This is a genomic window from Streptomyces sp. NPDC030862, from assembly GCF_055571835.1.
Window position 1 is genome coordinate 314,474 of the sequence record NZ_JBVIEN010000006.1, and the last position, 26,398, is coordinate 340,871.

The window sequence follows — 26,398 nt, forward strand, 5'->3', positions numbered from 1 at the left end:
CCGCTCTCGCTCCCGCTCCGGCTCTCGCTCCCGCTTCCGCTTCCGCTTCCGCTCGACGGCTTGCGCTTCCCGTTCCTCCCCGGCCGCAGGAGAGTGGAGGTATGGGGACAGGGCGCGAGGACCCGTTCGCCGCACGCGCCGCCGAGGCGCGGCGCGCGATGGTGCGCGAGATCGCCGACGCCGGGGACCTGACCGACCCGGCCTGGCGGGCGGCGTTCGAAACGGTGCCCCGGCACCTGTTCGTGCCGTCCTACTACATCGGTGTCATGGGCGGATACGAGCGGCTCTCGTGCGAGGACCCCGACCCGGCCCAGCGCGAGCGCTGGCTGGCGGGCGCCTACGCGGACCGGCCGCTCGCCACGCGGCTGCGCGACGGCGACCTGGTCTCCTCCGCCAGTCAGCCCTCCCTCATGGCGTACATGCTGGAGGCCCTCGACGTACGGGACGGGCACGACGTCCTGGAGATCGGCGCCGGGACCGGCTACAACGCGGCGCTGCTGGCGCACCGGCTGGGCGACGAGCACGTGACCACCGTCGACCTGGACGAGGACATCACCGAGGCGGCGCGGGCCCACCTGGCGGCGGCCGGCCACCGGCCCACCGTGGTCACCGGCGACGGGGCGCGCGGCTGCCCGCGGCGAGCGCCGTTCGACCGGATCATCGCCACCTGCGCCGTACCGTCCGTCCCGAGGGAGTGGCTCGCGCAGTGCCGCCCCGGTGACGCGCACGTCCTGGCGCCGATGGCCACCGGCGTGATCTCGCTGCGCGTAGGGGACGCGGAGCACGCCGAGGGCCGGTTCCTGAGCACCTCCGCGTACTTCGTCCCGCTGCGCGGCGCGGTCCCGGCCGCCGTGCCACCGCACACCGGCGGACTGCCCCGTCGCGCGACGGAGAGCGACCTGTTCCGCTTCCTGCTGACACTCACGGCGGGGAGCCTGGACCCGCAGGAGGCCTACTCGCTCTGGCAGCGCGAGGGGCAGCCCGCGCGAGAGCGGTTCGGCGTGACGGTCAGCGGCGAGCGGCAGTGGGCGTGGCTGGACGAACCCGAGGGGCCGTACCTCTGGCCCCTCGGTCCGCCCCCCGACTAGGCCCTAACCGCGGCGGATCGTGATCGTCGTCCAGGCGCCGACGTGGACCCGGTCGCCGTCCTTGAGCGGGACGGGGACATAGGGCTGGATCGGGTCCTCGGCGCCGTTGAGCGTGGTGCCGTTGGTGGAGTTCTGGTCGACCACGGCCCAGGAGCCGTCGGGCTGCTGGACCAGCACCGCGTGCTTGTGGGAGACGCCCGGGTCCTCCGGCGGCACCGACAGGTCGATGTCCGGCGCCTCGCCCGTGGAGTGGCGGCGACGGCCGATGGTGATCTGGTTGCCCGAGAGCGTGAGCCGCTGCTCCGGCGAGTACGCGGGCAGGTTGAGGCCCGCGGCCTCCGGGCCGCTGCGCTGCATCATCGCCATGAAGTACTCGCGGTCGGGGCCGACCACGGCGGTCCAGCCGGCCGGTGCCTGGGGCGCCTGGGGCGCCTGGGGCACGTGAGGCTGCTGGGCCTGCTGGGGTGCGTGCGGCTGTTGCGGGTGCGGCTGCTGCTGGGGCGGCTGCGACGCGTGCGAGGGCGGAGGCAGCATCCAGTCGTCACCGCCGCCACCGGTCTGCGGCGGCTGCGGCTGCTGCGGTGCGTGCGGCTGCGGTGCGTGCGGCTGCGGCGGGGCCGGCGGGCCCGGGCGCTGGAACCCCTGCGGCGGGGGCGGGGCCGGCGGGCCCGGCTGCTGGAACGCCTGAGGAACCTGCGGGGGACCCTGCGGCGGGCCCTGCGGTGCCTGCGGCTCGGGCGGCAGCGGCTCGGCCGGGCGGTTCATCTGCGACGGGCGGGAGCTCTGGTACTCGAACGGGTCCGGCGGCCGAGGCGGCTGCTGCTGCGCCTGGAAGCCCGGCGGCAGGTTCAGCCCCGGCGGCGGGCCTGGAGGAAGGCCCGGACCACCCGGACCACCCGGAGCCCCCGGACCACCCGGACCGGCGGGGCGGCCCTGCGGCGGGGCGGCCGGAGTGTAGGAGGTCGCCGTGTTGGTGAGGAAGTTCCAGCGGCACTCCTCGCAGAACGGCGCCATCGCCTCGCGCGGCGTACGGCACTGCGGGCAGAGCTCCGCCTGGGCGGTGGCGTTCGGGTCGCCGGCCGGGCCGCCCTGCGCCGGGCCGGGACCCGGGTAGCCGTACGCGGGCGGCGGCGGGGGCGGGGGAGGCGGCGGCACGGCGCCCGCAGGCGCGCCCGCCCCGGACATGCGGTGGCCGCAGACCTCGCACCAGTCGTCGGAACCCGACTGGTGTCCGTTCGGGCAGGTCGGCATGTCGGCGCTTCCCCCTCTCCTCATCCGGCCCGCAGGCCGAGCAGATCGTGCGTTACTTCTTCACGCGAACCGTCTTGGTGGAGCGCGTTTCGAGCGTCATCTCGTCCGCCTCCGCGACCTTCGCCTTCAGTCGCACAGTACCTGTCGCCGCGTCGACCACGTCCACCACCTTCGCAAGGAGTTTCGCAGTGTCCGCGTTCCCGGAGGCGGCCGCCAGCTGCACGGCCCGGCCGAGCTTCGCCGTCGCGCCGTCGAAATCGCCCGACTTGCGCGCTTCCAGCCCCTGCTGGATGACTTGGGCCAGTTCGGCCTGTCCTGTGTAGTGCGCGACCTGTGGGTTGATGGACGTCGAGGCCGCCATGTCGTCCGTCCACACCGCCCGCACCAGGCCCTGCGACAGCGTCTGCGGCGGCACCCCGGCGGAGCCCGTCGGATCGGGGAGGACCAGCGAGACCCGCGCCGCCAGCATCTCCTGGCCGATGGCGGCTTCGGGCACCCGTACGCACACGTGGTAGTCGCGGGACTCGTCGCCCCACGAACCCGTCGGGTAGTCCCCGGCGCGCGGCCCCGCCTCCGTGCGCCGGTCGGTCAACTCCTCGACGGTCGGCGCGACCTGCTTCACGAAGACGATCTCCGCGCCGACGGGCGTCCACAGGCGCAGGCTGACGTCCGCGACCTCCTTGCCCATCGCGTTCTCCATCATCCGCGTGAAGTCCGCGGCCAGGCCGGCCGGATCGGCGACGATGTCGGCCGTGCCGAGGAGCGCCGACGCGATGCCCGTGACCTCCTTCACCTCCCAGTCGGTGCCCACGCCGCGGGCGTCGCAGGTGAAGCGGCCCGCGCAGGCGTCGAGCGCGGCCCGCAGATCCTCGGGCGACTCGTGCTCGTTGCGGCCGTCGGTCAGCAGGATGCCGTGGCGGATCGGCACGTCGGCCGAGTTCAGCAGCCGGTCGGCCAGTTTCAGCCAGGTGCCGATCGCGGTGCCGCCGCCCGCGCTCAGCCGGCGCAGCGCCTGCTTGGCCTCGGTACGGGTACGGGCGTCGGCGACGGCCAGCCGCCCGCCGCCCGGGTACACCTCCTCCGCCACGTGCGTCCCGGCGACCACGGCGAAGGCGACTCCGTCGCGGAGCGTGTCGATCGCGGCGGCCGTGGCGTCGCGCGCGTTGCGCATCTTCGTCGGCGGATAGTCCATCGAACCCGAGCAGTCCACCATGACCACCACGGCGGCGGTCGGCGCCCGGCCCGGTATGTACGAAGGCTGCGAGGGGGAGGCCGACGCTCCGGACAGCGGTGCCCCGCCGGTCGTGCCGCCGCCGGTCGAGGTGACCGTGACGATCGCGTTGACCTCGCGCCCGCCCTCCGGCAGGTACTCGTTCTGGTACACGTCGACCGAGAACCGCGGCACGCTCGACTTGGAGAAGATCGCCATCTGAGGGGCTCCTCGGGACTCCACACGCACAAGACGGAACGGGAACGGAAAGGACAGGCAGGTCGATTCAGGCCGATCCTGCCCCTTGCGGTGCCAGGGTGAACGGCAGCACGGCCACTGTTACGTTGTCGTGCCCGCCGCCGTCGAGCGCGTGTCCGACGAGAACCTGCGCGCTGTGCAGCGGTCGGCCCGCCGCGTCGGGCGGCACGACCCTGGCCATGTCCTCCGCGCCCTCCGCGTAGTTCCACAGGCCGTCCGTGCACACCACCACGACGCCGGGGCGGTCCGGTTTGAACGCCGCCGTGTGCGGCTCCACTTCGTACGCGTCGGCCCCGAGCCAGCCGGTGATCGCGTGGGCGCGCTCGTCGGCGTACGCCTCCGCCTCGCTCATCAGGCCCGCCGCCACCATCTGCGCGGCCCACGAGTCGTCTTCGGTGAGGCGGGCCGGCGGGCCGGTGCGGTCGTCCGGCACCCAGTAGGCGCGGCTGTCGCCGACCCAGCCGACCACCAGCAGCCCGCCCGCCGCCACCGCGCCGACCAGCGTGCACGCCGGGGCGTTCTGGTGACGGTGCGGGTCGTGCTCCATGGCGGTGCCATGGCCGTCGGCGGCATCCGCGAGGGCGTTGACCGCCTGGGAGGCGGCGACGATCGCCTCGTGCATCGCCTGTTGCGGGTGCGTGCCGCGCGGCAGTGACTCCAGCAGCGACTCGCTGGCGGCGGCCGCGGCGGCGGCCGACGCCTCGTCGGGGCGGGTCGCCGAGGACACGCCGTCGCAGACGATGGCCACGACGGCCGGCGAACCGTCCGGCAGGGCGGTCGACGAGACGGCGAACGCGTCCTCGTTGCGGTGGTGGCGCAGGCCGCGGTCGCTGACGGCGGCGACCGAACCGAGCTCCTCCTCCATGTGGTCGCGCTCGCGGGGCTGCGCGTGGCCGCAGTTCTCGCAGTAGCCGTCCGGGTCCACGTGCCCGGCCCGGCACGCGACGCACAGCTTCGTACCCGCGGGCGGGGTGTGCGCGTGCTCGGCGGTCCGCGGATCCGGCACGGCGGCCACGGGCGCGGCTGCGGGCGGGGGCATGGGCGCGGGCGGGGCCGCCGGGGCCGGTGGTGACGGCGGGACCGATGGTGCGGGCGGGACCGATGGTGCCGGCGGCGTCGACGCCGGTGCCGGTGCCGGTGCGGGCAGCGGGAAGTCCGTGTCCGTTCCTGCGGCGTCCGTGCCTGCGCCTGCGCCTGCGGCTGCGGCGGCCGCGTCGGGGCGCGCCGGGCCGTCCGTGGCGCGGGCGTCGAAGCGTATCGGCGGCTGCCCGGCCTCCCCGGGCTCGTGCGGCCACACCGCCCCCTCCGCCGGTGAACCCATCACCATGGTCGGGTTGTCGCGGGGCGGCTCCGGTACGGCCGACAGGTCGTACCCGCACGCCCCGCAGAACAGGTCCCCCCGCTCCAGCGGCTCCTCGCAGCCGGGGCAGGTCGACAGCTGGTGCATCTGCGACATCTTCACACCCATGTCCGGGGGCGGAGCCGGTTCGCCCGCTCCACCATCTCGATCCTTTCCTCGCCGCGCTGAGCGAGCCGGGCGAGCACCCGGTAGGAGCGCTCCAGTCCGAAGCGCAGGCCGCGCTCGTCCAGTTCGCTGCCCAGCAGCGACGTCTGTACCGGGCCGGCCCCGGGGCTTCCGGAGAGGACCCAGTCCAGCGCCGTACCCAGCACCTCCGTAGCCAACCGCTCGCGGCGCACCGCGTCCAGGCCGAACTGCTGGAGTGCGGACACCTGCTCGGCCGCCGCCGTCAGGTCCGCGAGCAGCGGGTCGGTGGGGGAGCGGTGACGCAGCCGGGCCCGTACGGCCGCGACGCGCGCGGCCGTGTAGTGGATGGACGCCTCGGGCACGGACTCCAGCGTCCGCACGGCGCCGACGCGGTCGCCCGCGGCCAGCTGCACCCGGGCGAGGCCGAACGCCGCGCTCACATAGCTCGGGTCGGTCGTCCACACGAGGCGGTAGTACTCGGCGGCGTTGTCCAACTGGCCCAGCACCTCGGCGCAGACGCCGAGCGCCAGCTTGGGCGCCGGCTCCCCGGGGAAGGCGTCGTAGACGGCGTCGAAGGAGAGCGCGGCGTTCTCGTCGTCGCCGGTCGCCAGCGACGCCACACCCCGGTACCAGACGACCCGCCAGTCGTCGGGCTGTCCGCTCTCCAGGTCCTCCAGGGCCCGCTGCGCCGCAGGCACCCGGCCCATCTCCAGGTGCGCGCGCAGCTCGCGCAGCCGCAGCTCGACGGAGTTCGCGGGCGCGGTGTGCAGGGCGGCGACCAGCTCGGCGGGGCCGGCGGCCATCAGCCCGGCGAGGAAGCCCGCGTTCGGGTCGCCGGGGTCCACGTGCGGCACGGGCAGCGCGAGCGCGGTGGCCCGCGCGTCCAGCGCCCCGAGCAGCGGTGCGGCGGTACCGCGCGCCATGGGCGCCATGGGCGACTCGGTACGCGGCCGGGGCACCGAGCCAGGCCCCGCCCCCGGCCCCGCGCCCGGCCCCGCCATCGCCGGCACCGAGCCAGGCACCGCGCCCGGCCCTGCCATCGCCGGCATCGAGCCAGGCACCGGACCCATGGGCGCGCGCCTGGGACCCGGAGCCCCGGGCGCGGGGACCGGGCCCCCGCCCGGAACCGACGGCCGCGCGATCGGCGCCGGGACCGTCGCTCCGCCCCGCCTCCGGCCGCCGAACAGCCCCCGCGGCAGCTCCCGCGCGCCGAGCACCGACACCTCGGCCGGCGGCTCCGCGAACAACTCCGTGTCCGTCACCCGCAGTTCCGGACCGAACAGCGTCGACAGCGCGGGCCTCGGCCGGCCCGTCTGGAGGGCGACCACCTCGCGCAGCACACCCGTCAGCTGCTCCGCCATCTCCTGCGCGGAGGCGAACCGGCGCGCCGGGTCCGGGTCCGTCGCCCGCACCAGCAGCCGGTAGAACGACTCGTACCGCCGGAAGACCTCGATGTTGTCCGGGTCCGGCAGCGAGTCCACGAACACGTTCGTGTACCCCTGGAAGTCGAACGTCAGCACCGCCAGCGTCCGCGCCACCGTGTACAGGTCGGACGCGACCGACGGCCCGACCTCGGCGACCTCGGGCGCCTGGTAGCCGACCGTGCCGTAGATGGCCGACTCGTCGTCGTCCATCCGGCGCACCGCGCCCATGTCTATGAGCTTGAGCTGGTCCTCGGTCTGGATCGCGTTGTCGACCTTGAAGTCGCAGTACAGCAGGTTCCTGCTGTGCAGGTGCCCCAGCGCCTCCAGCGCCTCGATGCCGTACGCGCACGCCTGCTCGACCGGCAGCGGATCGCGCCGGCCGTCCGGGCCCCGCCGCTCGTTGGCGATGTCCTTGAGCGACTTGCCGCCCACGTACTCCATGACGATGTACCCGTCCAGCGAGCCCGTGCGCTGGTCCAGGTGCTCCACGAAGTTGTAGATGCGGACGATGTTGGAGTGCTCGATCTCCGCGAGGAACCGCCGCTCCGAGATCGCCGCCGCCATCGCGTCCTGGTCGCCGGTGTCCAGCAGGCCCTTGAGGACGACCCACCGGTCGGAGACCGCCCGGTCCACGGCCAGGTAGATCCAGCCGAGGCCGCCGTGGGCCAGACAGCCGGCCACCTCGTACTGCCCGTGGACGATGTCGCCGGCCCGCAGCTTCGGCACGAAGGAGTACGGGTGGCCGCACTTGGTGCAGAAGCCCTCCGTGCGCCCCGGCCGGCCCCCGCGCGCACGCCCCACCGGCGCCCCGCAGTCGGAGCGCGAACAGAACCGCTTGCGCTCGGGCACCTCGGCGTTCGCCATGACCACCGAGCGCGGGTCGGGGCGCGGCACGGACGGGATCGCGACGAGCCCGGCGCCCAGCCGGTTGCGCGCGGACTGGCCGGTGGACGAGCCGGAGCTGCGCACCGAGACCGAACGCGACGACTCCGTACCGCCCGTCAGGGAACGCGACAGCCGGCCCGACACCGAGCGCCGTGACGACCGGGACGAGGAGCGGGACGACCGGGACGACGAGCGGGAGCTGCTGCCGGAGCCCTTGCCGCCCCCGGCCCCGCCGCCCGCCACACCGGTCGGCGGCGACGCCACCATGCCGCTGGGCGAGACGACGGGCGCCAGCCCGCACGTGTCGCAGTACAGCTCGCCGCCGCCCATGTCCTCGTACGAGCCCTCACAACCGGGCCGCTGACACGTCTTCACTGACTCCCCCTACGGTCGACGGGCCCGGCCCCCGACAGCATCTCCGCGGCGGCCTGCTGGTAGCGCAGCACCGCCTGCTCCGCGGCGCGCAGGTCGCACGGGGCGCTCCACAGCATCCGGCGCGCCTGGTCGTACCGCTCGATCAGCAGCGGGTCCTCGGCCATGCCGTGCCGCGCCACCTTCGCCTTGTACGCGTCGAGCCGGCCGCGCAGCTCCGCGCGGACCGCGAGCGGCGCGGTGACGGCCGTCAACTGCTCGCGGGCGCGCAGCAGCTCCTCCTCGGCCTCCTGCTCCAGCGCCTCCAGGAGCGGGGACAGCCGGTGCCACCGGGCGTGGCGGCGGTACTCGGCGGCGGTCGCCAGCCGCTCCTGCAGCGCGGTCGGCGGGCCGCTGACCGCAGGCACCTCCGAGGCGGCGATCTTCGCCAGCACCTCGCCCCGGGCCGCCCGCGCCTCCGCGAGCGTCCGGTCCGCGCGCGACAGCACGTCCCGCAGGCGCAGCAGCCGCGCCTCGGAGTCCTGCCGGACCTGGAGCACGGCCTCGATCTCGCGCCGTACGTCCTCCAGGGCCCGGGCCGCCCGGTCGTACCGGTCGGTGTCCGGGCGCCCGCCGCCGGGCGCCGAACTGCCCGCGGCCGGCCGCCAGAACGCCAGCGGGTCCGTCACCACCTCCGCCCGCAGCGCGGTCAGCTCGTGAGTGATGGCCTCCAGGTCGTCCCCCGCCGGGTGCTCCCCGGGCCGTACGCCCACGGAGTGCGCCAGCGAGCGCGTACGGCCCAGCTCGGCGGCGAGCAGGTCTATCCGCGCGGGCAGCGCGGACCAGACCGCGTCCGCCGTGACCACCATGTCGAGCGAGCTCGCGTACAGCTCGTTCATCCGGGCCACCAGCCGCTCCAGCGTGAAGTGCTCGGCCAGCGTGGACGTACCCGAGACCGTGACGCTCTCGCCGCGCAGCCGCTCCGTCAGCTCGGCCAGCTCCTCGCGACCCGGCCAGCGGCGCCGCGCGCGCACCTCGCGGGCCTCGTGCAGGGCGGCGGTGTACGCGTCGAAGTACGTCCACAGCAGGCCGATCGTCCTCTCGGTGGCGGCCCAGCGGTCCTTGGTCGTACCGGTGAGCTCGGCGCCCTCGAGGAGCCTGCGGCCCGCGTGGTCCTGCAGGGCGAGCAGCGAGTCCTCGACCGCCTTGTGCTCCGCCCCGAGCCGCGCCAGCGCACGGTCCACCTCGTCCCGGTCCATCACCGGCCCAGGGGGCTCCGTGACGCCCATCGATCACCTCTCCGCCTCGTGCCCATGTCGGTCAGCTGCTCCGGTACTTCGGCGCCGGGGGCCCGGCTATCCCGGGCAGGTCGGCCTTCAGCCACTTGCCGTACGCCTGTGCCCACGCCCCCTGCCGGTACCTGACGAGCACCTGGTTGACCCGGCGCACCAGGTCGTCCTTGCCGAGCTTGGCGGCGATGCCGTAGTACTCCGTCGTGAACGGCCGGCCCTTCAGCTCGACGGCCGGGTCCTGCGCCGCCTGGCCGGCCGCCAGCGCGTTGTCCGTCACGACCGCGTCGACCTCGCCCATCTGCAGCCGGACCAGGCAGTCCAGCTGGTTGGGCACCGTGTAGAGGTCCTTGTCGCCCTTGCCGCCGTCGTCCTCGTCCTTGAACGTGGCGCCGAAGGATTCCTTCGCCAGCGCCTCGTACGCCGTCGTGCCCTCGCCGGAGCAGACGCGCTTGCCCGCCAGCGTCGTGTTGTAGCCCGTGACCGGCGAGTCCTTGGGTGCGAGGACCTGCTGGCCCACCTGGAAGTAGGCGGTGGAGAACGCCACCTGCTCGACGCGCTTGCAGGTGATCGTCATTGTCCGGACGACGAGGTCGACCTTCCCGCTGTCCAGCGCGGCGATCCGCTGATTGGTGGGGATGGCGCGGAAGATGACCGCGTCCGGGCTGCCGAGGATGTCGGCGGCGATGGCGCGGGCGAGGTCGATGTCGAAGCCCTCCAGCGTCCCGGTGGCGGGGTTGCGGTAGCCCCACCGGTAGCTGTTCTGGTCGACGCCGACGATGAGCTTGCCGCGCGCCTTGATCGCGGCGATGGCGGGGCCGTCGGCGGTGGACGGGGTGAGGGAGGCCTCCGGGTCCTTGCAGGTGTCCGCCTTGGCCGGGACGGCGCCGCTCGCCCCGGACACGGCGGAAGCCCCCAGTCCGGTGCCCTGCGACAGCGGCACCAGGGTGAGCGCGGCCGTCAGCCCGCACGCGGCCGCCATCGCGGCGACCCCGCCCCACCCGCGCAGCCGTCCGGCGGCCCGCCGGGTCGGGCTCCGCTCGCCGGGGGTGCCGTCCCCTTCGAAGTCCAGGTTGCTCATCGTGCCTCCCCTCACCCTCACCGGTACTCCGAAAGCCTGCGGTTGATGCCCATGATGGCCCCCACCGCCCCCAGGACGGCCAGCGCCGGCGCCCCGACCGGCAGGCCGGTCAGCGCGGAGCGGCCGCCTTCGGCGGCGCGGGTGAACTCGCCCTGCTCATGGTCCAGGGCCTTCTTCAGCGCCGCGTCCACCTCGTCGAACGACTGGCCGGTGGACTCCTTGTCGCCGATCACCTTGGCCAGCGCGCCCTCGTAGTCGCCCGCGTCGTCCGTGGCGCGCGCCGCCGCGTGCCGCTTCTGCCACTCGCCGACCCGCTGCACCGCGTCCTCGACCGGGCCGCGGCCCGCGCTGTCGTCGGCGAGCCGGCCCGCCTCGGCGAGCGCCGCGGTCAGCTTGCCCATGCCCGCGCCGTACTCGGTCTCGTACTTGTCCTTCTTGCCGTCGTCGGTCAGCACGGCGCCCCGCGCGACCAGAGTCAGGTTCTCGTTGGCGCGGGCCTTCAGGGAGTTGATCCGCGCTTCGTTCAGCACCTTGAGCGAATCCTGGCCGTGCCGGCCGGCGTCGGCCAGCCGGCTGCTCGCGACCGTGTGCCCGGCCGCCAGCCACAGCAGCACCACCACGGAGGCGGCCGTCGCGGCCAGCAGGCCCTGGTTGAACACCCGGTTGGTGTGCAGGTACGTGCGCCGCTGCGCCCAGGCCAGCGCGCCGACGACCACGACCCCCACCGCGAGGGAGAGCCACGGCCAGGCGCGGGCGTCCCGGTCGTCCCGCGCGAGCCGCGCGGTCTCCGCCGCGTACAGCCGCTCGGCGGCGGGCAGCAGCTCGGTCGTCATCTGCTGGTTGGCGTACCGCAGATACGCGCCGCCGAGCGGGAGGCCCTGCCGGTTGGCGGCGCGGGCACGCTCGATGAGGCCCGTGTAGCGGGGCAGCCACTCGTTGAGCGTGGTGATCTCGCGCGCCGACTCGGACGAGCCCTCGGTGTTGGCCGCGGCCTTGACCAGCAGCCGCGAGGCGGTCGCGATGTCGTCCTCGTACCGCTCGCGCACATCGGCGGGCTCCTGCGCACCGGCCAGGAAACCGCTGGCCGCCGCGGTGTCGGCGTCCGCGAGCGAACGGTAGATGTGCGCGGCGTCGGCGCTCAGCGGCTGGCTGCGGCTGACCACGTCGTCGGCGGCGGCGGAGCGGTCGGCGACCTCGAAGGCGGTGACGGCCCCGAACGCCACCACGAGCAGGGCCAGTACGGCGCCGATGATCTGCAGCCGCCCCGGCTCCGTGGTCGCCGCGGTACGCAGCCGCGCCCGCCCCTCGGCCCACGCGCCGCGCCCGGCGGGCACGGGTGCGCCGGGCGGCGACGCCGCGGGAGCGTGCACCACGGCCGCGGGCACCATGGGCGCCGGCCCCGGCGACGGCGCCAGGGTCGCGGGCGCGGCCGATGGCGGCGGGCCCGCCGGTGGCGGCGGCACGCGCGGCCCGTTCGGCACATTCGGTGCGTATGTCACGTGACCTCCCCCTCGGTCGCTGCCCGCAGTATGGCCGTAGGGGCCGACATTCACACCAGGCTTGACTCGATCTTGTTCCTATCGTGCTGAACGGCGTGTGGAAACCCCGCGGCGGCCCCCCACTCGCACCGCCATTCGACCTCCTGTCCTTGAATACGCCGCTCCACCCCCATCGGTTCCCCGTCCGACCCGTACAGCCGTTTCCCGTTCGAGTGAATCGGCGGGCGCCCACCCGCACCCGCACCGCGGCGCGCCTCCTGCGCGCCTGGGCACGCGAGGCGTACGCCGCCGCAGCCGCCGTCTCGCCGGGCAGCAGACCGTGGCCGCCTTGCGGGCAGGGGCGCGCACCGTATCGCTGTAGGACCCGGAGGCGCACACCACGCTCGGCTCGGGCTCAGCCCGGCTCGGCTCAGGCTCAGTTCGGGCGGGCCCCGGCCTCCTGGCCGTACTGGCCGCACTCGCCGTACTCGCCGTACTCGCCGTACTCGCCGTACTCCACGTACTCCGCCCGCAGCCGCGCCCGCGCCCGTGCCGGCGCGCCCACGTGGTCCAGCCCCAGCAGGCCGGCGCCCAGCACCGGCGGCGCGGTCACCACGCCCACCACCGCCCGCGGGGCCTTCGCCGCCAGCAGTTCGGCGATCCGCGGGTTGAGCCGCGGGTGCCGCGCCGCCAGCACACCGCCGCCCAGCACCACCGGCACCTCCTCGTCCAGCAGGTCCAGGCGGGCCAGGGCGACGGAGGCCATCGCCACCACCTCCTCCGCCAGCCGCTCCACCAGCGCACGGGCCACCGGGTCGCCCGCCGCGCTCGTCGCGAACAGCACCGGCGTCAGCTCGTGCCGCCGCTCCGCCGGGATCCGGCCCCGGTGCAGCGCCTCGATGAGCACGTACATCGAGTCGAGGCCGAAGTGCGCGGGCAGCGTGCGCGCCAGCTCCGTCGGCTCACCGCGCCCGTCCTCGGCGCGCGCGGCCCACCACAGCGCCTCCTCCGCGAGCCCGCTGCCGCCGCCCCAGTCGCCGGAGATCCGGCCGAGCGCGGGGAAGCGGGCCGTGCGCCCGTCCGGGGTCATGCCGACGCAGTTGATGCCCGCTCCGCACACCACCGCCACGCCCCGGGGCTCCTCCACCCCCGCCCGCAGGACGGCGAACGTGTCGTTGCGCACCTCGACGGAGCCGGCCCAGCCCCGGGCCCGTACCGCCTCCGCCAACTCGCGCTCCTCCACCGGAAGGTCGGCGTTGGCCAGGCAGGCGGACACATGGGCGGCGTACGGGGGGCCGTCCAGCCCGGCGGCCCGGGCCGCCGCGCCGACGGCGTCCGCGAGCACGTCCACCGCGGCCTCCACGCCCACGGCCGGCGGCTGGAAACCGCCGCCGCGCGCCGTGCCGAGCACCGCCCCGTCCGCACCGACCACCGCGACGTCCGTCTTGCTGTTGCCCGCGTCGATCGCGACGACCGTGCCGCTGGTCACGCCCACGCGAGGTGCTCCCGGTTGTGCGCGAGCAGCCGGTCCGTCAGGCCGTCGGCGAGCGCGTACTGCCCCACCAGGGGATGCGCCAGCAACGCCTTGAACACCCGGTCCCGCCCGCCCCGCAGCGCGGCGTCCAGCGCCAGGTCCTCGTACGCCGAGACGCCCGCGACCAGCCCCGCGTACAGCGGATCGAGCTCCGGCACCGCCAGCGGCACCGCGCCCGAGCCGTCCACCGCCGCCTGCACCTCGATCACGGCGTCGTCCGGCAGGAACGGCAGCGTCCCCTTGTTGTACGTGTTGACGACCTGCACCGCCGGGCCGGTGGCGCCGGAGCCCAGCAGCGCCGCCGCCAGCCCCACCGCCGCCTCCGAGTAGAAGGCCCCGCCCCGCTTCGCCAGCAGCTCCGGCTTCTCGTCCAGCGCCGGGTCGCCGTACATCGCCAGCAGCTCCCGCTCCATCGCCGCCACCTCGGCGGCCCGCGACGGCTTGGTCCCCAGCTCCCGTACGACCTCGTCGTGCGCGTAGAAGTAGCGCAGGTAGTAGGAGGGGACGACGCCGAGCCGGTCGAGGAGGGCGCGCGGCAGCCGCAGATCGGCGGCGATGGCGTCGCCGTGCCCGGCGAGCAGCCCGGGCAGCACGTCCTCGCCGTCCGGCCCGCCGAGCCGCACCGCCCGCTCCCAGGTGAGGTGGTTCAGCCCCACGTGGTCCAGGTGGACCGCGCCCGGCTCCACGCCCAGCAGCCGGGCGAACTTCCGCTGGAAGCCGATGGCCACGTTGCACAGGCCGACGGCCTTGTGGCCGGCCTGGAGCAGCGCCCTCGTCACGATCCCCACCGGGTTGGTGAAGTCGATGATCCAGGCGTCCGGGTTGGTCCGGCGTACGCGCTCGGCGATGTCCAGCACCACCGGCACCGTGCGCAGCGCCTTCGCCAGCCCGCCCGCGCCGGTCGTCTCCTGCCCGACGCAACCGCACTCCAGCGGCCAGGTCTCGTCCCGCTCACGGGCCGCCTGTCCGCCGACGCGCAGTTGCAGCAGGACGGCGTCGGCCCCGTCGACGCCCGCCTCCACGTCGGAGGTGGTCGTGATGCGACCGGGGTGCCCCTGCCTGGCGAAGATCCGCCGGGCCAGCCCGCCGACCAGCTCCAGGCGGTCGGCAGCCGGGTCGACGAGGACCAGCTCACCGATGGGGAGCGTGTCGCGCAGCCGCGCGAAGCCGTCGATCAGTTCGGGCGTGTAGGTGGACCCGCCGCCCACGACGGTCAACTTCATGGTCAATGCCTCAGCCCTTCGGTCCTTCAACCCTTCGGTCCTTCAGCCCTTGACGCCGGTCAGTGTGACGCCCTCGACGAACGCCTTCTGCGCGAAGAAGAAGACGAGGATGACCGGGGCCATGACCAGGACCGTCGCGGCCATGGTCAGGTTCCAGTCGGTGTGGTGCGCGCCCTTGAACGACTCCAGGCCGTAACTCAGCGTCCAGGCGGCCGGGTTCTCGGAGGCGTAGATCTGCGGCCCGAAGTAGTCGTTCCAGGCGTAGAAGAACTGGAAGAGCGCGACCGCCGCGATACCCGGCTTCGCCATCGGCAACACCACCCGGACGAGTGTGCGCAGCTCGCCGCAGCCGTCGACCCTCGCCGCGTCCAGGTACTCGTTCGGGATGGTCAGCAGGAACTGCCGCAGCAGGAAGATGGAGAACGCGTCCCCGAACGCCATCGGAATGATCAGCGGCCACAGCGACCCCGACAGATCCATCTGCCGCGCCCAGAACAGGTACATCGGGATGATCACGACCTGCGGCGGCAGCATCATCATCGAGATCACCAGCATCAGGGCGAGCCGTCGGCCGCGGAAGCGGAACTTCGCGAGGGCGTACGCCACGGGGATCGACGAGACGACCGTCAGCAGCGTACCGAGCCCCGCGTACAGGAGGGTGTTGCGCCACCAGGTCAGGAAGCCGGGCGTCTCCCACACCCTGCCGTAGTTGCCCCATTCCCAGGTGTCGGGCGTGAGGTCGCGGGTGAGGGCCTGCTCGTCGCTCATCAGCGAGGTGAGGAAGAGGAAGACGAACGGCAGCACGAAGAAGAGCGCGGCCGCGACGCCCAGTGCATGCACGCCGATCCAGTGCAGCACCGCCCTGCGGCGGGCCGTCCGCCCGGCGGCGGCCGACGCCCCGGCCCGTACCGCCGGCGTCCTCTGTACGGTCTGTGCGTGGCTCATGCGGTCAGTCACCCGCCTGTACGAGGCCGAGGCCGAGGCCGCCGCGGCGCCGCATCAGCAGCGCGGTGAACGCCATGGCGAGGGCGAAGAGCACCAGGGCGACGACACACGCGGACCCGTAGTCGAAGCGCTGGAAGCCCAGGTTGTAGACGAGCTGGGGGAGGGTCAGCGTGGACTTCTCCGGGTATCCCGGCTCGAAGGTCTGGCCGCTGTTGCCGATGACGCCGGAGGCGACCTTTCCGGCCACCAGGGGCTGCGTGTAGTACTGCATGGTCTGGATGACCCCGGTGACCACGGCGAACAGCACGATCGGCGAGATGTTCGGCAGCGTCACGTACCGGAAGCGCTGAAAGGCCGACGCCCCGTCCAGCTCGGCCGCCTCGTACTGCTCCCTCGGTACGTCGAGCAGCGCCGCCATGAAGATCACCATCAGGTCGCCGACGCCCCACACCGCCAGCATCGTCAGCGCGGGCTTGGACCACGCCGGGTCGCCGAACCAGGCGGGGGCCGCAGCCCGAGGCCGGCGAGGAGCGCGTTGACCGGGCCCGTGCCGGGGTTGAGGAGGAAGACGAAGCCGAGCGTGGCGGCGACCGGCGGCGCCAGGTAGGGGAGGTAGAACAGCGTCCTATAGAGGCCGGCCCCGGTCTTGATCTTCGTGATGAGCAGGCCCACACCGAGGCCGAAGACCACCCGGCAGGTGACCATGACGAGCACGAGCCACAGCGTGTTGCGCATGGCCGGCCAGAAGGCCGGATAGCCGGAGAGGACGTACGTCCAGTTCTCCAGGCCGTTGAAGACGGGCGCCTGGAAGCCGTCGTACTTCATGAAGGAGAAGTACACGGTGGAGACGAGCGGGTACGCGAAGAACAGGCCGAAGCCGACCAGCCAGGGGGAGAGGAAGGCGAGGGTGCGGAGCGCACCGCGCGTGCGCTTCACCCGCAGGGCGTGCGCGGTCACTTCGCCTTCTCGATGTCCGTGTCGATCTGCCGCGCGACCCGTTGCAGACCGGCCTTGAGGTCCTTCTCCCGCCCGGACTCGTAGAGGTAGCCGAACTCCTGGAGCGTGACCTGGTACGCGCCGCCGTTGACGGACGCCGGGGTGGTGTTGGACTTCGGGTGCCGGGCGATGTCCAGAAAGGTCGTGAAGCGCGGGTCCAGCTTGAGCTTCGGAGAGGCGAGCGCGTCGTGCGTGGACGGCACGTTGCGCAGCTCGTTGGCGAAGTCGACGACGGCGTCCGTGTCCGTGGTCAGGTACTTCACCAGCTCCCAGGCGGCGTTCTGCCTGGCGCTGGTGGACGCGATGCCGACGATCGTGCCGGACAGGTAGCCCTTCCCGTAGTCGGCCACCTGGTCGTCCGGCACGGGCAGCGGCGCGACACCCACCTCGAAGGGCACCTTGGCGTCGGCGGTCATACCGAGCCGCCACTCCCCGTCGAGCTGCATGGCGACCTGACCGGTGTGGAAGGGGTGCTTGGCGCCCCACTCGTCACCGAAGGTGGTGCGGTACTTCTCCAGCTTCGCGAAGCCGCCGAGCTTCTCGATCAGGTTCTTCTGCCAGGTGAACATGGCGGCGAAGGCCGGGTCCTCGGCGACGGCGGACCTGCCGTCCTCGTCGAAGTAGGTGGGGCTCCACTGGGCGACCAGGTGCCCGGGGGTCGTCTCGTAGCCGTGGAAGACCGGCATGAAGCCGAGCTGTTCGTACGAGTCCCCCTTCGGCTTCGTCAGCTTCCGCGCGACGGTGTCGAACTCGCTCCACGTCTTCGGCGGCGCCGTGATGCCCGCCTTAGCGAAGGCGTCCTTGTTGTAGTACAGCCCGTACGCGTCACCGAGCAGCGGCAGCGCGCAGCGCTTGCCCTCGAAGGTGGTGTAGTCGAGGCGCGGCTTGGCGAAGGTCTTCTCCAGGTCGAGCTTCGCCTTGTCGATGAAGGGCTTCAGATCGGCGAAGGCGCCGGAGGAGCAGAACTTCCCCACGTTGTCGGTGGTGAAGGACGACACCACGTCCGGGGCGTGGGAGCCGCCGGCACGCAGCGCCTGCTGGATCTTGTCGTCCGTGATGTTGGGGACGGTCTTCACCGTGATGTTGGGGTGGTCCCTCTCGAACCGCTCGACGGCGGCGTTGACCGCCTTCACCTCGCCGGGCGCGGACCAACCGTGCCAGAAGGTCAGCGTCGTCCTGGCCTTCGGGTCGTCGGTGGCGCCCGAGGGCGCGGCGCCGGTGCAGGCGGTGGCGGTGAGGGCCGCGGCGGCGGTGAGCGCGAGGGCGGCGGCCACGGTACGACGTCGTGCGGGCATGACGGAGTCTCCCTGGACGGGTCGGGGTCTGGTCGGTGCCGGTCTCAGTGGGCGGAGGTGTCGAAGACGTCGCCCCGGGTGGTGGCCAGCGCGCTCTCCAGCGCCCCGCGCAGGACGGGATGCCGCTGTACGCCGCCGATCACGAGGCGCGGCCGGGAGGCGGCCAGCTCGCCGAGCTCCGCCTGGACGCGCTCGCGCAGCGGTTCCCCGCCGGCGGTGATCACCCGCCCCGAGAGCACCACCAGCTCGGGGTCGAGGACCGCGACCAGCGAGGCGAGCCCGGTCGCGAGCCCGGTCGCGTAGGCGTCGAGGAACCTGCGGTACGCCGGCGGCGCGTCGTCCCGGGCGGCACGCTCGACGAGCCGGGCGGCGCCGTCCGCGTACTCGCCGCGGTCCGCGCCGGGCGCGTCGTCGATGCCGCACTCCCGCGCGAGCCGGGGCAGCGCCTGGGCGCCGGCCAGCTCCTGGAAGCCGCCGGCGTTCGCCCGGGCGACCTGCCGCACCAGGGGCGCGCCGGGCACGGGCAGGAAGCCGACCTCGCCGGCGCCCCCGGTGAATCCGCGGTGCAGCCGCCCGCCCAGCACGAGCGCGGCGCCCAGGCCCTGTTCGTTCCACAGCAGGACGAAGTCGGCGTGCCCGCGGGCGGCCCCGAGGCGCTGTTCGGCGAGGGCGACGAGGTTGACGTCGTTCTCGTACTCGACGGGCATCGGCAGCGCGGCGGCCAGCTCGTCCAGCAGCGTGGGGGAGTGCCAGCCGGGCAGGTGGCTCGCGTACCGGAGCCGGCCCGTGCCGGGGTCGAAGGCGCCGGGCGTGCCGATCACCAGCCGGTGCACCTCGCTCCGCGTGATCCCGGCGGCCTTCACGGCGCCGTCCAGCGCGTCGGTCACCTGCCGTACCGCGTCCCCGGCGGGGCGCTTGGGCGTGGCGAGCTCGAACGCGCCGACCACCTCCCCGGTGACGTCGGCGACGGCGGCGCGGATGCGGTCGGGGCTCACGTCGAGCCCGGCGGCGTACGCGGCCCGCGCGTTGACGGCGTACAACTGCGCGTTGGGCCCGGGCCGCCCCCCACTCGTCCCGGTCGCCACCACAAGCCCGGCCGCCTCCAGCCGCGCGAGCAACTGCGAGGCGGTGGGCTTCGACAGCCCGGTGAGCTTCCCGATCCGGGTGCGCGACAGGGGCCCGTGCTCCAGCAGCAGGTCGAGCGCGGCCCGGTCGTTCATGGCACGCAGGAGGCGGGGGGTACCGGGGACTCCGGCGCCGGGGGCGGTTCCGGGGGTGGTTCCGGACACGAGGGGGATCACCTGCCGATGACTGTTAGGAAAGTTTCCTGTCTGCGTGGCGCAGAACGTAGGGGTGAGGTCAGAGGGGTGTCAATACCTCTCAGTCGAGGCGTGTGCCGGCGTCGACGTTTCGTCAGAATGCCGAGTTGTAGGCCTTTTTGAGGGTGTGGGCCGATGTGTAGAGGGCCAGGTTCTTGTGCATGGCAGTAGTTCCCTCCGCTCGTCATTGACCTCGTGTGACGGTGCTCCGTAGCGTCCCCACGGTCTTCAACAAAGTGTGTGTTTCGTGAGAGGTCCGAGGAGACCTCGGGGAGTGGGGGGTTCCCATGCCTCTGGGCATGTCGTACGTCGGGGGGAAAGGTGTGAAGGGAAGAGGGGCGCGCACGGCCGTCGTCGCGGTGACGAGTCTGGCATCGCTGCTCGCGGCCGGCGCGGGGCCGGTGTACGCGGACGGGGTGGACGACCCCGTGCCGCAGGCGCCGCGGATCACGTCGCTGGGTCCCTATAGCGAGTGCACCCCGAACGCATGCGTGGGCGAAGGCGGACCCGGGATGCCCGCCCGCTTCTCGCTCGCGCCCAACCCGGCGGACACGGACGTCACCGGCTATCGGGTGTACCTGCTCGGCGGCCCGGTGCGTGAGATCAGCGCGGCGGACGCGGCTTCCATCGAGGTGGTCCCTCCCCAGTCGGGCATGGCCGTGCTCCACGTGCAGGCGAAGGACGGGGACCTCCGCTATGGTCCCGCGGCCACGTTCTCCTTCAAGGTGAAGCCCGTCCAGCGGGTCGGCCACTGGCGCTTCGACGACGGCCTGGCCGATCCCGCGAGCAACGTGGCCAAGGACTCCGCGCCCGTGGCCGAGCCGCACGACGCCGTCCTCCACACCTATGGCGAAACCTGGTCGCCGCTCGCCCGCCGCGGCGAGCAGGACCGTTCCCTGCTGCTGGACCGCAAGCCCGCCGGCCGGCCGGCCGAGTACGCGGCGACCTCGGCGCCCGTGGTGGACACCGCCCGGTCCTTCACGGTGTCGGCCTGGGCCTATCTCGGCGACCGCACCGCAGACCGGGTGGTTCTCTCCGCAGGCGGAAAGCAGGACTCGGCGTTCGCCCTGTACTACTCGGCCGCGGACAAGAAGTGGGCCTTCCGGCGTGCCGCCCAGGACGCGGCCGGCACGGCAAGCGCCCGGTCGCTGGCCGACACGGCGAACCCGCCGCTCAACGTGTGGACGCATGTCGCCGGTGTCTTCGACACCAAGTTCGACGCGGACCCGTCCAACGACACCGTCCAGCTGTACGTCAACGGCCACGCCCAAGGCGCGCCGGTGGCGGCGGCGACGGCGCCCGGCTACGAGCCCTGGCGCGCCACCTCTGGTCTCCAGTTCGGCCGTGGCCGTGCCGCCGGCGCGTACGGCCAGTACTTCCGGGGTCGCATCGACGAAGTCACCGCCCACCAGTGGGCCCTCGACGGGGAGGCGCTGCGCGCTGAGGCGGCCGTGGCGGACGAGGGGCTGCCTGCCGTCGTGCTCGCCGGTCACTGGGACGCGACAGTCTCGGAGGGGTCAAGCATCGAGCAGCTGTCCCCGTACCCGGCCCGTGACATGAGGCTGTCGCCCACGGGGGCCAGGCTCCAGGGCGGCGGCGGTGGCCTCGCGCTGGACGGCGCGAGCGGATACGCGGCGGTGAACGGGCCCGTCGTGGACGAGACCGGTTCCTTCACGGTCTCCGCCCGCGTACGCCTGGACCGCGCCGCCCTGGAGAGCAAGCCCGACGGCTACCGGGCCCAGGTGGCGGGGCAGGCCGCGGCCGCCGGTGCCTCGTGGGGTCTCTGGGTGACCAAGTTCGGCTCCGGCACCTACCTGTGGCAGTTCTCGCGCACCGCCGCCGGAACGGACGGCGCACCGGGTGAGACCGTCACCGTGGGGGCGGACGAAGTGGCCGAGTTGGACACCTGGGTGGACCTCACGGGCGTCTTCGACGCCCAGCCGCACTCCGGGCGCGCAGGGGAGATCTCCCTCTACGTCGGTGCGCGGCAGCAGGTCCGCGTGGGCGAGTTCGGCGCGCCCCAGCAGGGCAGCGGTGCCCTGACCGTCGGCAGCGACACCGGCACCGGAGCCTTCCTCCCCGGTGCGCTGAAGTCGCTGCGCATGTGGACGGGTGCAATGACGTCGCACCAGGTCGGCACCGAGGTGGTCGGCCAGTAGCCGCGTGGCCCTGGTATGCAGACAAGGCGCCCCTCCGCCGGGATGGCGGAGGGGCGCCCTTCGTACGTCCGAGCTACTTCGTCAGGTTCGGCCCCGGCGTGACCGGCGCCGGCCCCGCCGGCGGTGCCAGCGGCGTCGCCGCCGCCGACTGCGGAGAGGTGGTGGACGCGAAGGCCGACGGGGCGGCCATCCCGGCCGTCGGGTCCGGCTTCGGTTCGGCGTCGGACTGCTGGGGGAGGCCGCCCACGATGCGGATGCCCTCCGCGTCGAAGGCGCGCTTGATGCGCCAGCGGAGCTCGCGTTCCACGCCCAGGGACTTGCCCGGCATCGTCTTGGCGGAGAGGCGGACCGTCATGGAGTCGAGCAGGACCTCGTTGAGGCCGAGGATCTCGACCGGGCCCCACAGGCGCTCGTTCCAGGGCTCCTCCTTGGCCATGGCCTCCGCCGCGGTGGTGATCACCGCGCGGACGTGGTCCAGGTCCTCGGAGGGGCGGACCGTGACGTCGACGTTGGCCGTGGCCCAGCCCTGGCTCAGGTTGCCGATGCGCTTGATCTCGCCGTTGCGGACGTACCAGATCTCACCGTTGTCGCCGCGCAGCTTCGTCACGCGCAGGCCGACCTCGACCACCTCGCCGGAGGCGACCCCGGCGTCGACGGAGTCGCCGACGCCGTACTGGTCCTCAAGGATCATGAAGACGCCGGACAGGAAGTCGGTGACCAGGTTCCGCGCGCCGAAGCCGATCGCGACGCCCGCGACACCGGCGGAGGCCAGCAGCGGGGCCAGGTCGATGCTGAAGGCGCCGAGGATCATCAGGCCCGCGGTGCCGAGGATCACGAAGGACGACACCGAGCGCAGCACGGAGCCGATGGCCTCGGAGCGCTGGCGGCGGCGCTCGGCGTTCACCAGCAGGCCGCCGAGGGCCGTGCCCTCGACAGCCTGGGCGCTGCGGTTCATGCGTTCGATCAGCTTCGTCAGCGCGCGGCGGACCAGCATCCGCAGGACGAAGGCGACCACCAGGATCAGCAGGATGCGCAGGCCCGTGTTCAGCCAGGTGGACCAGTTCTCCTCGACCCAGCCGGCGGCCTCGTTGGCCTGCCGCGCGGCCTCGTCGAGGGACACCGGTTGAGGTGTGGGGTCAGCAGCCAGTACGGCGGACCGGAACACGGCGGGGTACCTCCAGGCATGGGCCATGGCATGAAAAGCAGTAGACAAAACAATCTAACGGGGGACAGAGGGGGGTTCGTTGCCATGTTCGAGGGAGAGGTACGTCTCACCTGGGGATGACCAGGTTGTGTCAGGGTGTGTGCAGGAGTGTGGTCGAAAACACTCGGGGCCCGTTACCCGTACGTGGTGGCGCTTCGACCTGGCATGAGGAGAGACTGAGAGCAGATCGTCCCGGCGCGAGCCACGCGCCGCCGGCGTACAAGGAGGCATCCGTGCCGCATGTCCTGGTCCTCAACGCGTCGTACGAGCCCCTCGGCGTCGTACCGCTCCGCCGCGCGCTCGTCCTCGTCCTCGAGAACAAGGCCATATGCCTCGAGGAGTCCGGCGCCTTCATGCACAGCGCGACCCGTGCCATGGCGGCACCCAGCGTCGTCCGCCTCAAACGGTTCGTCCGGGTCCCCTACCGGGGGCCCGTTCCTCTGACCCGCAAAGCCCTCTTCGCCCGCGACGGCGGGCGTTGCATGTACTGCGGTGGCGTCGCAACCAGCGTCGACCACGTCATCCCCCGCAGCCGGGGCGGCAAGCACGCCTGGGAGAACGTCGTGGCGGCCTGCCGCCGCTGCAACCACGTCAAGGCCGACCGGCACCTGCGCGAGCTGGGCTGGCGGCTCCATCAGCAACCCGCCCCACCCTCCGGCCTGGCCTGGCGCATCATCGGGACCGGCCATAGGGACCCGCGCTGGCTGCCCTACCTGCAGCCGTTCGGCGCGGACGACGCCCTGGCCCGGATCGACGGCACGCGACTCGTGCCTGATGATCCGGGCCTTCGTGCATCCTGAGCCCTACGGCACGACTGCGTAGGCCTCGACCGCGAAGAGGGAGATGCCGAACCGGGTCGCCCGCGCGTCGGCCTGTACGCGGACGAAGCGGGTGCCCGGGGCGTCCATCCGGACCGCCTCGCGGCCCCCCTTCCCGTCCCGGACGGTCGCCGCCGTCCGCCAGGTACGGCCGTCCGCCGACACCTGGACGCGGTACTTCGACGCGTACGCGTCCTGCCAGTGCAGCACCACCTGGCCCAGGCGCACGGGCTGCCCGGGCAGCTCCGCCTGCCACCAGGCGCCGTCCTCCGCCGGCGAGGACCAGCGGGTCTTCGGATCGCCGTCGACCGCCGCCGAGGCCGGGAAGTCCGGGGTCTCGTCGCCCGAGGAGGACGCCTTCGCCGTACGGGCCAGGTCGGGGCCGCCGGTAGGCGGGTAGGCACGCACGGTCAGCACGCGCTCCTGGCCCGCGAAGGAGACGGGCACCCGGTACTCGCCCGCGGGGGTGCCCTTCGCCACCGTGATCTGGACCGGGACGGTGGCCGCCGTGCCGCGCGGGAGGACGACCTCCTTGGGGACGGCGACCTGGACGCCCTTCGGCGCCGTCGCGGACAGCGCGCCGCGCACCTCGGCGGGGCGCTGCGCGGACAGGACCGCGTCCACGCGCTGCTGAGGGCCGCCGATCACCGCGTCCGTCTCCGTACGCCGCAGCTCCAGCCGGGCCTGCGGCTCGTCCGCGAACCAGGGGACCACGGTCCGGATGTCCAGCGCTCCCGTCCCGCCGACCCGGACGGCCTCCGCCCGCAGGCCGCGCGCCTGCGTCTGCGTGAAGCCCGTCGGCGACAGCGCGCCCAGCCGCCGCCAGCCCTCGCCCGGGACGTACGCCTCGACGCTGCCGTTCGCCGGGCCGGGAGCGGCCATCACCGTGACCGCCTCCAGGGCGCGCGGCCGGTCCAGGCACACGGTGTACGCGCCGCCCTCGCGGGAGACGGAGCCCGCGTCCCGAGAGGCGCCGGTCCACGCCGCCGCCTCCTCGGCGGCCCGGGCCAGGAACGGGTCCAGCACCCCGTGCCCGACCTTGACGGAGCCCCGCTTCAGGTCCGTACGGAGCGGCTCCAGCTCCAGTGAGGAGCGCCAGGCCGCCGCGCCGTCGCCGCGCGCCTGGGCCTGGAGCATGTCGACGGCCGCCTCGCCCGCGCGCCCGTACCGCGCCAGCTCGTCCAGCCACGGGCGGACCTCGTCGTCGAGCCGGCCCTCCGCCGCGCCCGCCAGCCGCCGCGGCGCCTCGCGCATCACCGTGAAGGCGGCGCGCAGCTCCCGGGCCGCCTTGTCGCGGGCCGCCGCGTCCGCCCCGGCGCGCGTACGCCAGAAGGAGGCGAGGAGCGGCCGCAGGTAGGCGGACTCGTCGGCGCTGAGGATGGAGGAGGCGTCGTTGCCGGCGAGGGCGGCGAGCGCCTCACGGGTGCGCGCGTCGCCGCCCGAGAGGTCGTCGATCGCGGCCCGCCAGGACTCCTGGGCGCGGTAGCCCTTCGGGTTCCAGGCGAAGTCGGCGGCGGTGAACAGCGGGATGCGGGAGGCGGTGGCCTGCTCCATGGCGTTGGCCAGCAGCACCGCCGAACCGGCCGCCACGGCCGGCTCACGGCCGGTGTACGGGCCGAGGAAGATACGGTCCTGCGCGTAGTCGTTGACCGGATAGTTGTCCATGGTGACGAGCGGGTGCTGTTTGAACGCGTCACGGGCCCCGGCCAGTTCCCGCCCGGTGATGGTGCGGGGCACCACCCCGACACCCGTCCAGGCCACCTGTACGTGCGGGTCCAGCTCCTCGGCGAGCGCCGTACGGTACGCGGTCTCCCCGTCCTGGTAGTACTCCGTCGGCATCAGCGACAGCGGCTCGGCGTCCGGGTACCGCTCGGTCAGGTGCCGCGACAGCTCGCTCGCCACGCGCGCGTGCGCCCGGGCCGCCGACTCGGGACCGGAGCCGAAGGTGTCGGCGTCCTTCGAGCAGTGCCACTCGTCGTAGCTGGCGTCCTGGAACTGCAGCTGGAACGCCCGCACCCCGAGCGCGTACATCCCGTCCACCTTGCGCTTCAACGCCTCGACGTCACCCCCGGACGCCAGGCACATCGACTGCGCGGGCGCCACCGCCCAGGCCAGCGTCACGTGGTTGCGCCGGGCCCGTTCCGCCAGCTCCCGGAACTCGGCGCGCTGCGCGGACGGGTAGGGGTCGCGCCACTGCGCCTGGCGGTACGGGTCGTCACCCGGGGCGTAGAGGTACCGGTTCTGCTTCGTGCGGCCCATGAAGTCGAGCTGATCGAGGCGCTGTCGGTGGCTCCAGGGGCGGCCGTAGAAACCTTCCGCCATGCCGCGCACGGCGGTGCCGGGCCAGTCGCGTACGACCACGCCCGGTACCGAGCCGTCGGCCCCGATGAGCTGACGCAGCGTCTGCACCGCGTGGAACAGGCCGTCCCGGCCCGCGCCGTCGAGGGCGACGGTGGGGCGTTCGCCGTACCGGCCGGTCGCGATGCGGTAGCCGCCGGACGGCAGATCCGCGCGTTCGGGCGCACGCAGGGCGCGCAGGGCCTGCTGCGCGCCGGTGCCGCCCATCAACACAACCGCTCCGGCGGCGGGTGTCGTGTGCGCGGTACGTACCGTCCGCACCGTCCGTACGCCCGCGTCGCGCAGGACGGCCTCCAGGGCCTCGACGGCGTACGGATCGGTCTCCGCGCCGGCGACGACGGTCACGGTGTCGCCGAGGGATATCGCGGTGCCGGCGGGGCGCAGGGACTGCGGTCGCGGCCATACGGAGGGCAGTTGGGCGCCCGTCCGCTCGGTCCCGTCCCGCTCGGGGGCGGTCGCGGACGGCGAGCCGGGGTTACCGGGGGCGGCCAGCGCGCCCGGCGCGCCGCCCAGCAGACCGCCGATCACGGCGACCGCGACGGCGGTCGCGGTCCGCTTTCCGCGCCCGAACTGCCCGAACTGCACGCGCGTCTCCCCTCGTTTTCCGTTGGTGCGCGAGTAGCTTGGCCGGTGGCTGAACCGGACGGTTTCGAGCCCACCACCCCCTCGCCGAAGGTGTCAATGTGCGTGGCCGTTGTGTCGTATTTGCCTACCGGGGTAGCAGGAACGGTTCGGCCGTCGCCCCC

17 protein-coding genes and 1 pseudogene are annotated in these 26,398 nt (G+C 73.7%); 3 read left to right on the forward strand and 15 right to left on the reverse strand.

From position 1 onward, the window contains the following. Positions 1 to 101: 101 nt before the first annotated feature. On the forward strand, positions 102 to 1,088 hold the full coding sequence (locus ACZ42X_RS18620) for a methyltransferase domain-containing protein (protein WP_468290843.1): 987 nt from the start codon (positions 102 to 104) through the stop codon (positions 1,086 to 1,088). Between the two features lie 3 nt (positions 1,089 to 1,091). On the opposite strand, the gene ACZ42X_RS18625 is transcribed toward ACZ42X_RS18620, so the two are convergent. From ACZ42X_RS18625 to ACZ42X_RS18685, 13 genes and pseudogenes are all read right to left on the reverse strand, one after another. Next, the gene (locus tag ACZ42X_RS18625) at positions 1,092 to 2,339 is read right to left on the reverse strand and encodes an FHA domain-containing protein (protein ID WP_468290845.1); all 1,248 of its coding nucleotides are present in this window, start codon (positions 2,337 to 2,339) and stop codon (positions 1,092 to 1,094) included. 52 nt (positions 2,340 to 2,391) lie between these two features. After that, positions 2,392 to 3,768, reverse strand: coding sequence for a vWA domain-containing protein (locus ACZ42X_RS18630; RefSeq protein WP_468290848.1), 1,377 nt, complete (start codon positions 3,766 to 3,768; stop codon positions 2,392 to 2,394). A 67-nt stretch (positions 3,769 to 3,835) separates the two neighbouring features. Further along, positions 3,836 to 5,263, reverse strand: coding sequence for a PP2C family protein-serine/threonine phosphatase (locus tag ACZ42X_RS18635; RefSeq protein ID WP_468290851.1), 1,428 nt, complete (start codon positions 5,261 to 5,263; stop codon positions 3,836 to 3,838). Positions 5,264 to 5,265: 2 nt separating this feature from the next. Beyond that, on the reverse strand, positions 5,266 to 7,932 hold the full coding sequence (locus tag ACZ42X_RS18640; RefSeq protein ID WP_468291228.1) for a serine/threonine-protein kinase: 2,667 nt from the start codon (positions 7,930 to 7,932) through the stop codon (positions 5,266 to 5,268). 41 nt (positions 7,933 to 7,973) lie between these two features. Continuing rightward, positions 7,974 to 9,242 carry a hypothetical protein gene (locus ACZ42X_RS18645; protein ID WP_468290854.1) on the reverse strand — a complete coding sequence of 423 codons (1,269 nt, stop codon included), beginning with the start codon at positions 9,240 to 9,242 and terminating at the stop codon, positions 7,974 to 7,976. Positions 9,243 to 9,273: 31 nt separating this feature from the next. Next, a complete protein-coding gene (locus ACZ42X_RS18650) occupies positions 9,274 to 10,323 on the reverse strand; it encodes a glutamate ABC transporter substrate-binding protein (RefSeq protein ID WP_468290857.1) in 1,050 nt (349 codons plus the stop codon). A 17-nt stretch (positions 10,324 to 10,340) separates the two neighbouring features. After that, a complete protein-coding gene (locus tag ACZ42X_RS18655) occupies positions 10,341 to 11,711 on the reverse strand; it encodes a hypothetical protein (RefSeq protein WP_468291230.1) in 1,371 nt (456 codons plus the stop codon). A gap of 526 nt (positions 11,712 to 12,237) precedes the next feature. Beyond that, positions 12,238 to 13,296, reverse strand: coding sequence for an N-acetylglucosamine kinase (locus ACZ42X_RS18660; RefSeq protein WP_468290860.1), 1,059 nt, complete (start codon positions 13,294 to 13,296; stop codon positions 12,238 to 12,240). After that, complete coding sequence (locus tag ACZ42X_RS18665; RefSeq protein ID WP_468290863.1) at positions 13,287 to 14,558, reverse strand: 6-phospho-beta-glucosidase; 1,272 nt, start codon at positions 14,556 to 14,558, stop codon at positions 13,287 to 13,289. Before ACZ42X_RS18665 ends, ACZ42X_RS18660 begins: the two co-directional genes overlap by 10 nt. 42 nt (positions 14,559 to 14,600) lie before the next feature. Next, a complete protein-coding gene (locus ACZ42X_RS18670) occupies positions 14,601 to 15,503 on the reverse strand; it encodes a carbohydrate ABC transporter permease (protein WP_468290866.1) in 903 nt (300 codons plus the stop codon). A gap of 4 nt (positions 15,504 to 15,507) precedes the next feature. After that, positions 15,508 to 16,460, reverse strand: a pseudogene (locus tag ACZ42X_RS18675) (carbohydrate ABC transporter permease). Further along, positions 16,457 to 17,794 carry an ABC transporter substrate-binding protein gene (locus tag ACZ42X_RS18680; protein ID WP_468290868.1) on the reverse strand — a complete coding sequence of 446 codons (1,338 nt, stop codon included), beginning with the start codon at positions 17,792 to 17,794 and terminating at the stop codon, positions 16,457 to 16,459. The pseudogene ACZ42X_RS18675 and the gene ACZ42X_RS18680 overlap by 4 nt, the downstream one beginning before the upstream one ends. Before the next feature lie 44 nt (positions 17,795 to 17,838). Beyond that, the gene (locus ACZ42X_RS18685) at positions 17,839 to 19,014 is read right to left on the reverse strand and encodes an ROK family transcriptional regulator (protein ID WP_468291233.1); all 1,176 of its coding nucleotides are present in this window, start codon (positions 19,012 to 19,014) and stop codon (positions 17,839 to 17,841) included. A 458-nt stretch (positions 19,015 to 19,472) separates the two neighbouring features. Here ACZ42X_RS18685 and ACZ42X_RS18690 point away from each other — a divergent pair, with 458 nt between their 5' ends. Further along, positions 19,473 to 21,272 (forward strand): LamG domain-containing protein, encoded by a 1,800-nt coding sequence (locus ACZ42X_RS18690; protein ID WP_468290870.1) that lies wholly within the window; start codon positions 19,473 to 19,475, stop codon positions 21,270 to 21,272. A 73-nt stretch (positions 21,273 to 21,345) separates the two neighbouring features. Here the strand turns inward: ACZ42X_RS18690 and ACZ42X_RS18695 are convergent, their stop codons facing one another. Beyond that, positions 21,346 to 22,464, reverse strand: coding sequence for a mechanosensitive ion channel family protein (locus ACZ42X_RS18695; protein WP_468290873.1), 1,119 nt, complete (start codon positions 22,462 to 22,464; stop codon positions 21,346 to 21,348). Between the two features lie 245 nt (positions 22,465 to 22,709). On the opposite strand from ACZ42X_RS18695, the gene ACZ42X_RS18700 reads away from it, so the two are divergent. Beyond that, positions 22,710 to 23,276: an HNH endonuclease gene (locus tag ACZ42X_RS18700; protein ID WP_361413397.1), complete on the forward strand. Its 567-nt coding sequence runs from the start codon at positions 22,710 to 22,712 to the stop codon at positions 23,274 to 23,276. A gap of 3 nt (positions 23,277 to 23,279) precedes the next feature. On the opposite strand, the gene ACZ42X_RS18705 is transcribed toward ACZ42X_RS18700, so the two are convergent. Beyond that, the gene (locus tag ACZ42X_RS18705) at positions 23,280 to 26,237 is read right to left on the reverse strand and encodes a beta-N-acetylglucosaminidase domain-containing protein (protein WP_468290876.1); all 2,958 of its coding nucleotides are present in this window, start codon (positions 26,235 to 26,237) and stop codon (positions 23,280 to 23,282) included. Between the last annotated feature and the right edge of the window lie 161 nt (positions 26,238 to 26,398).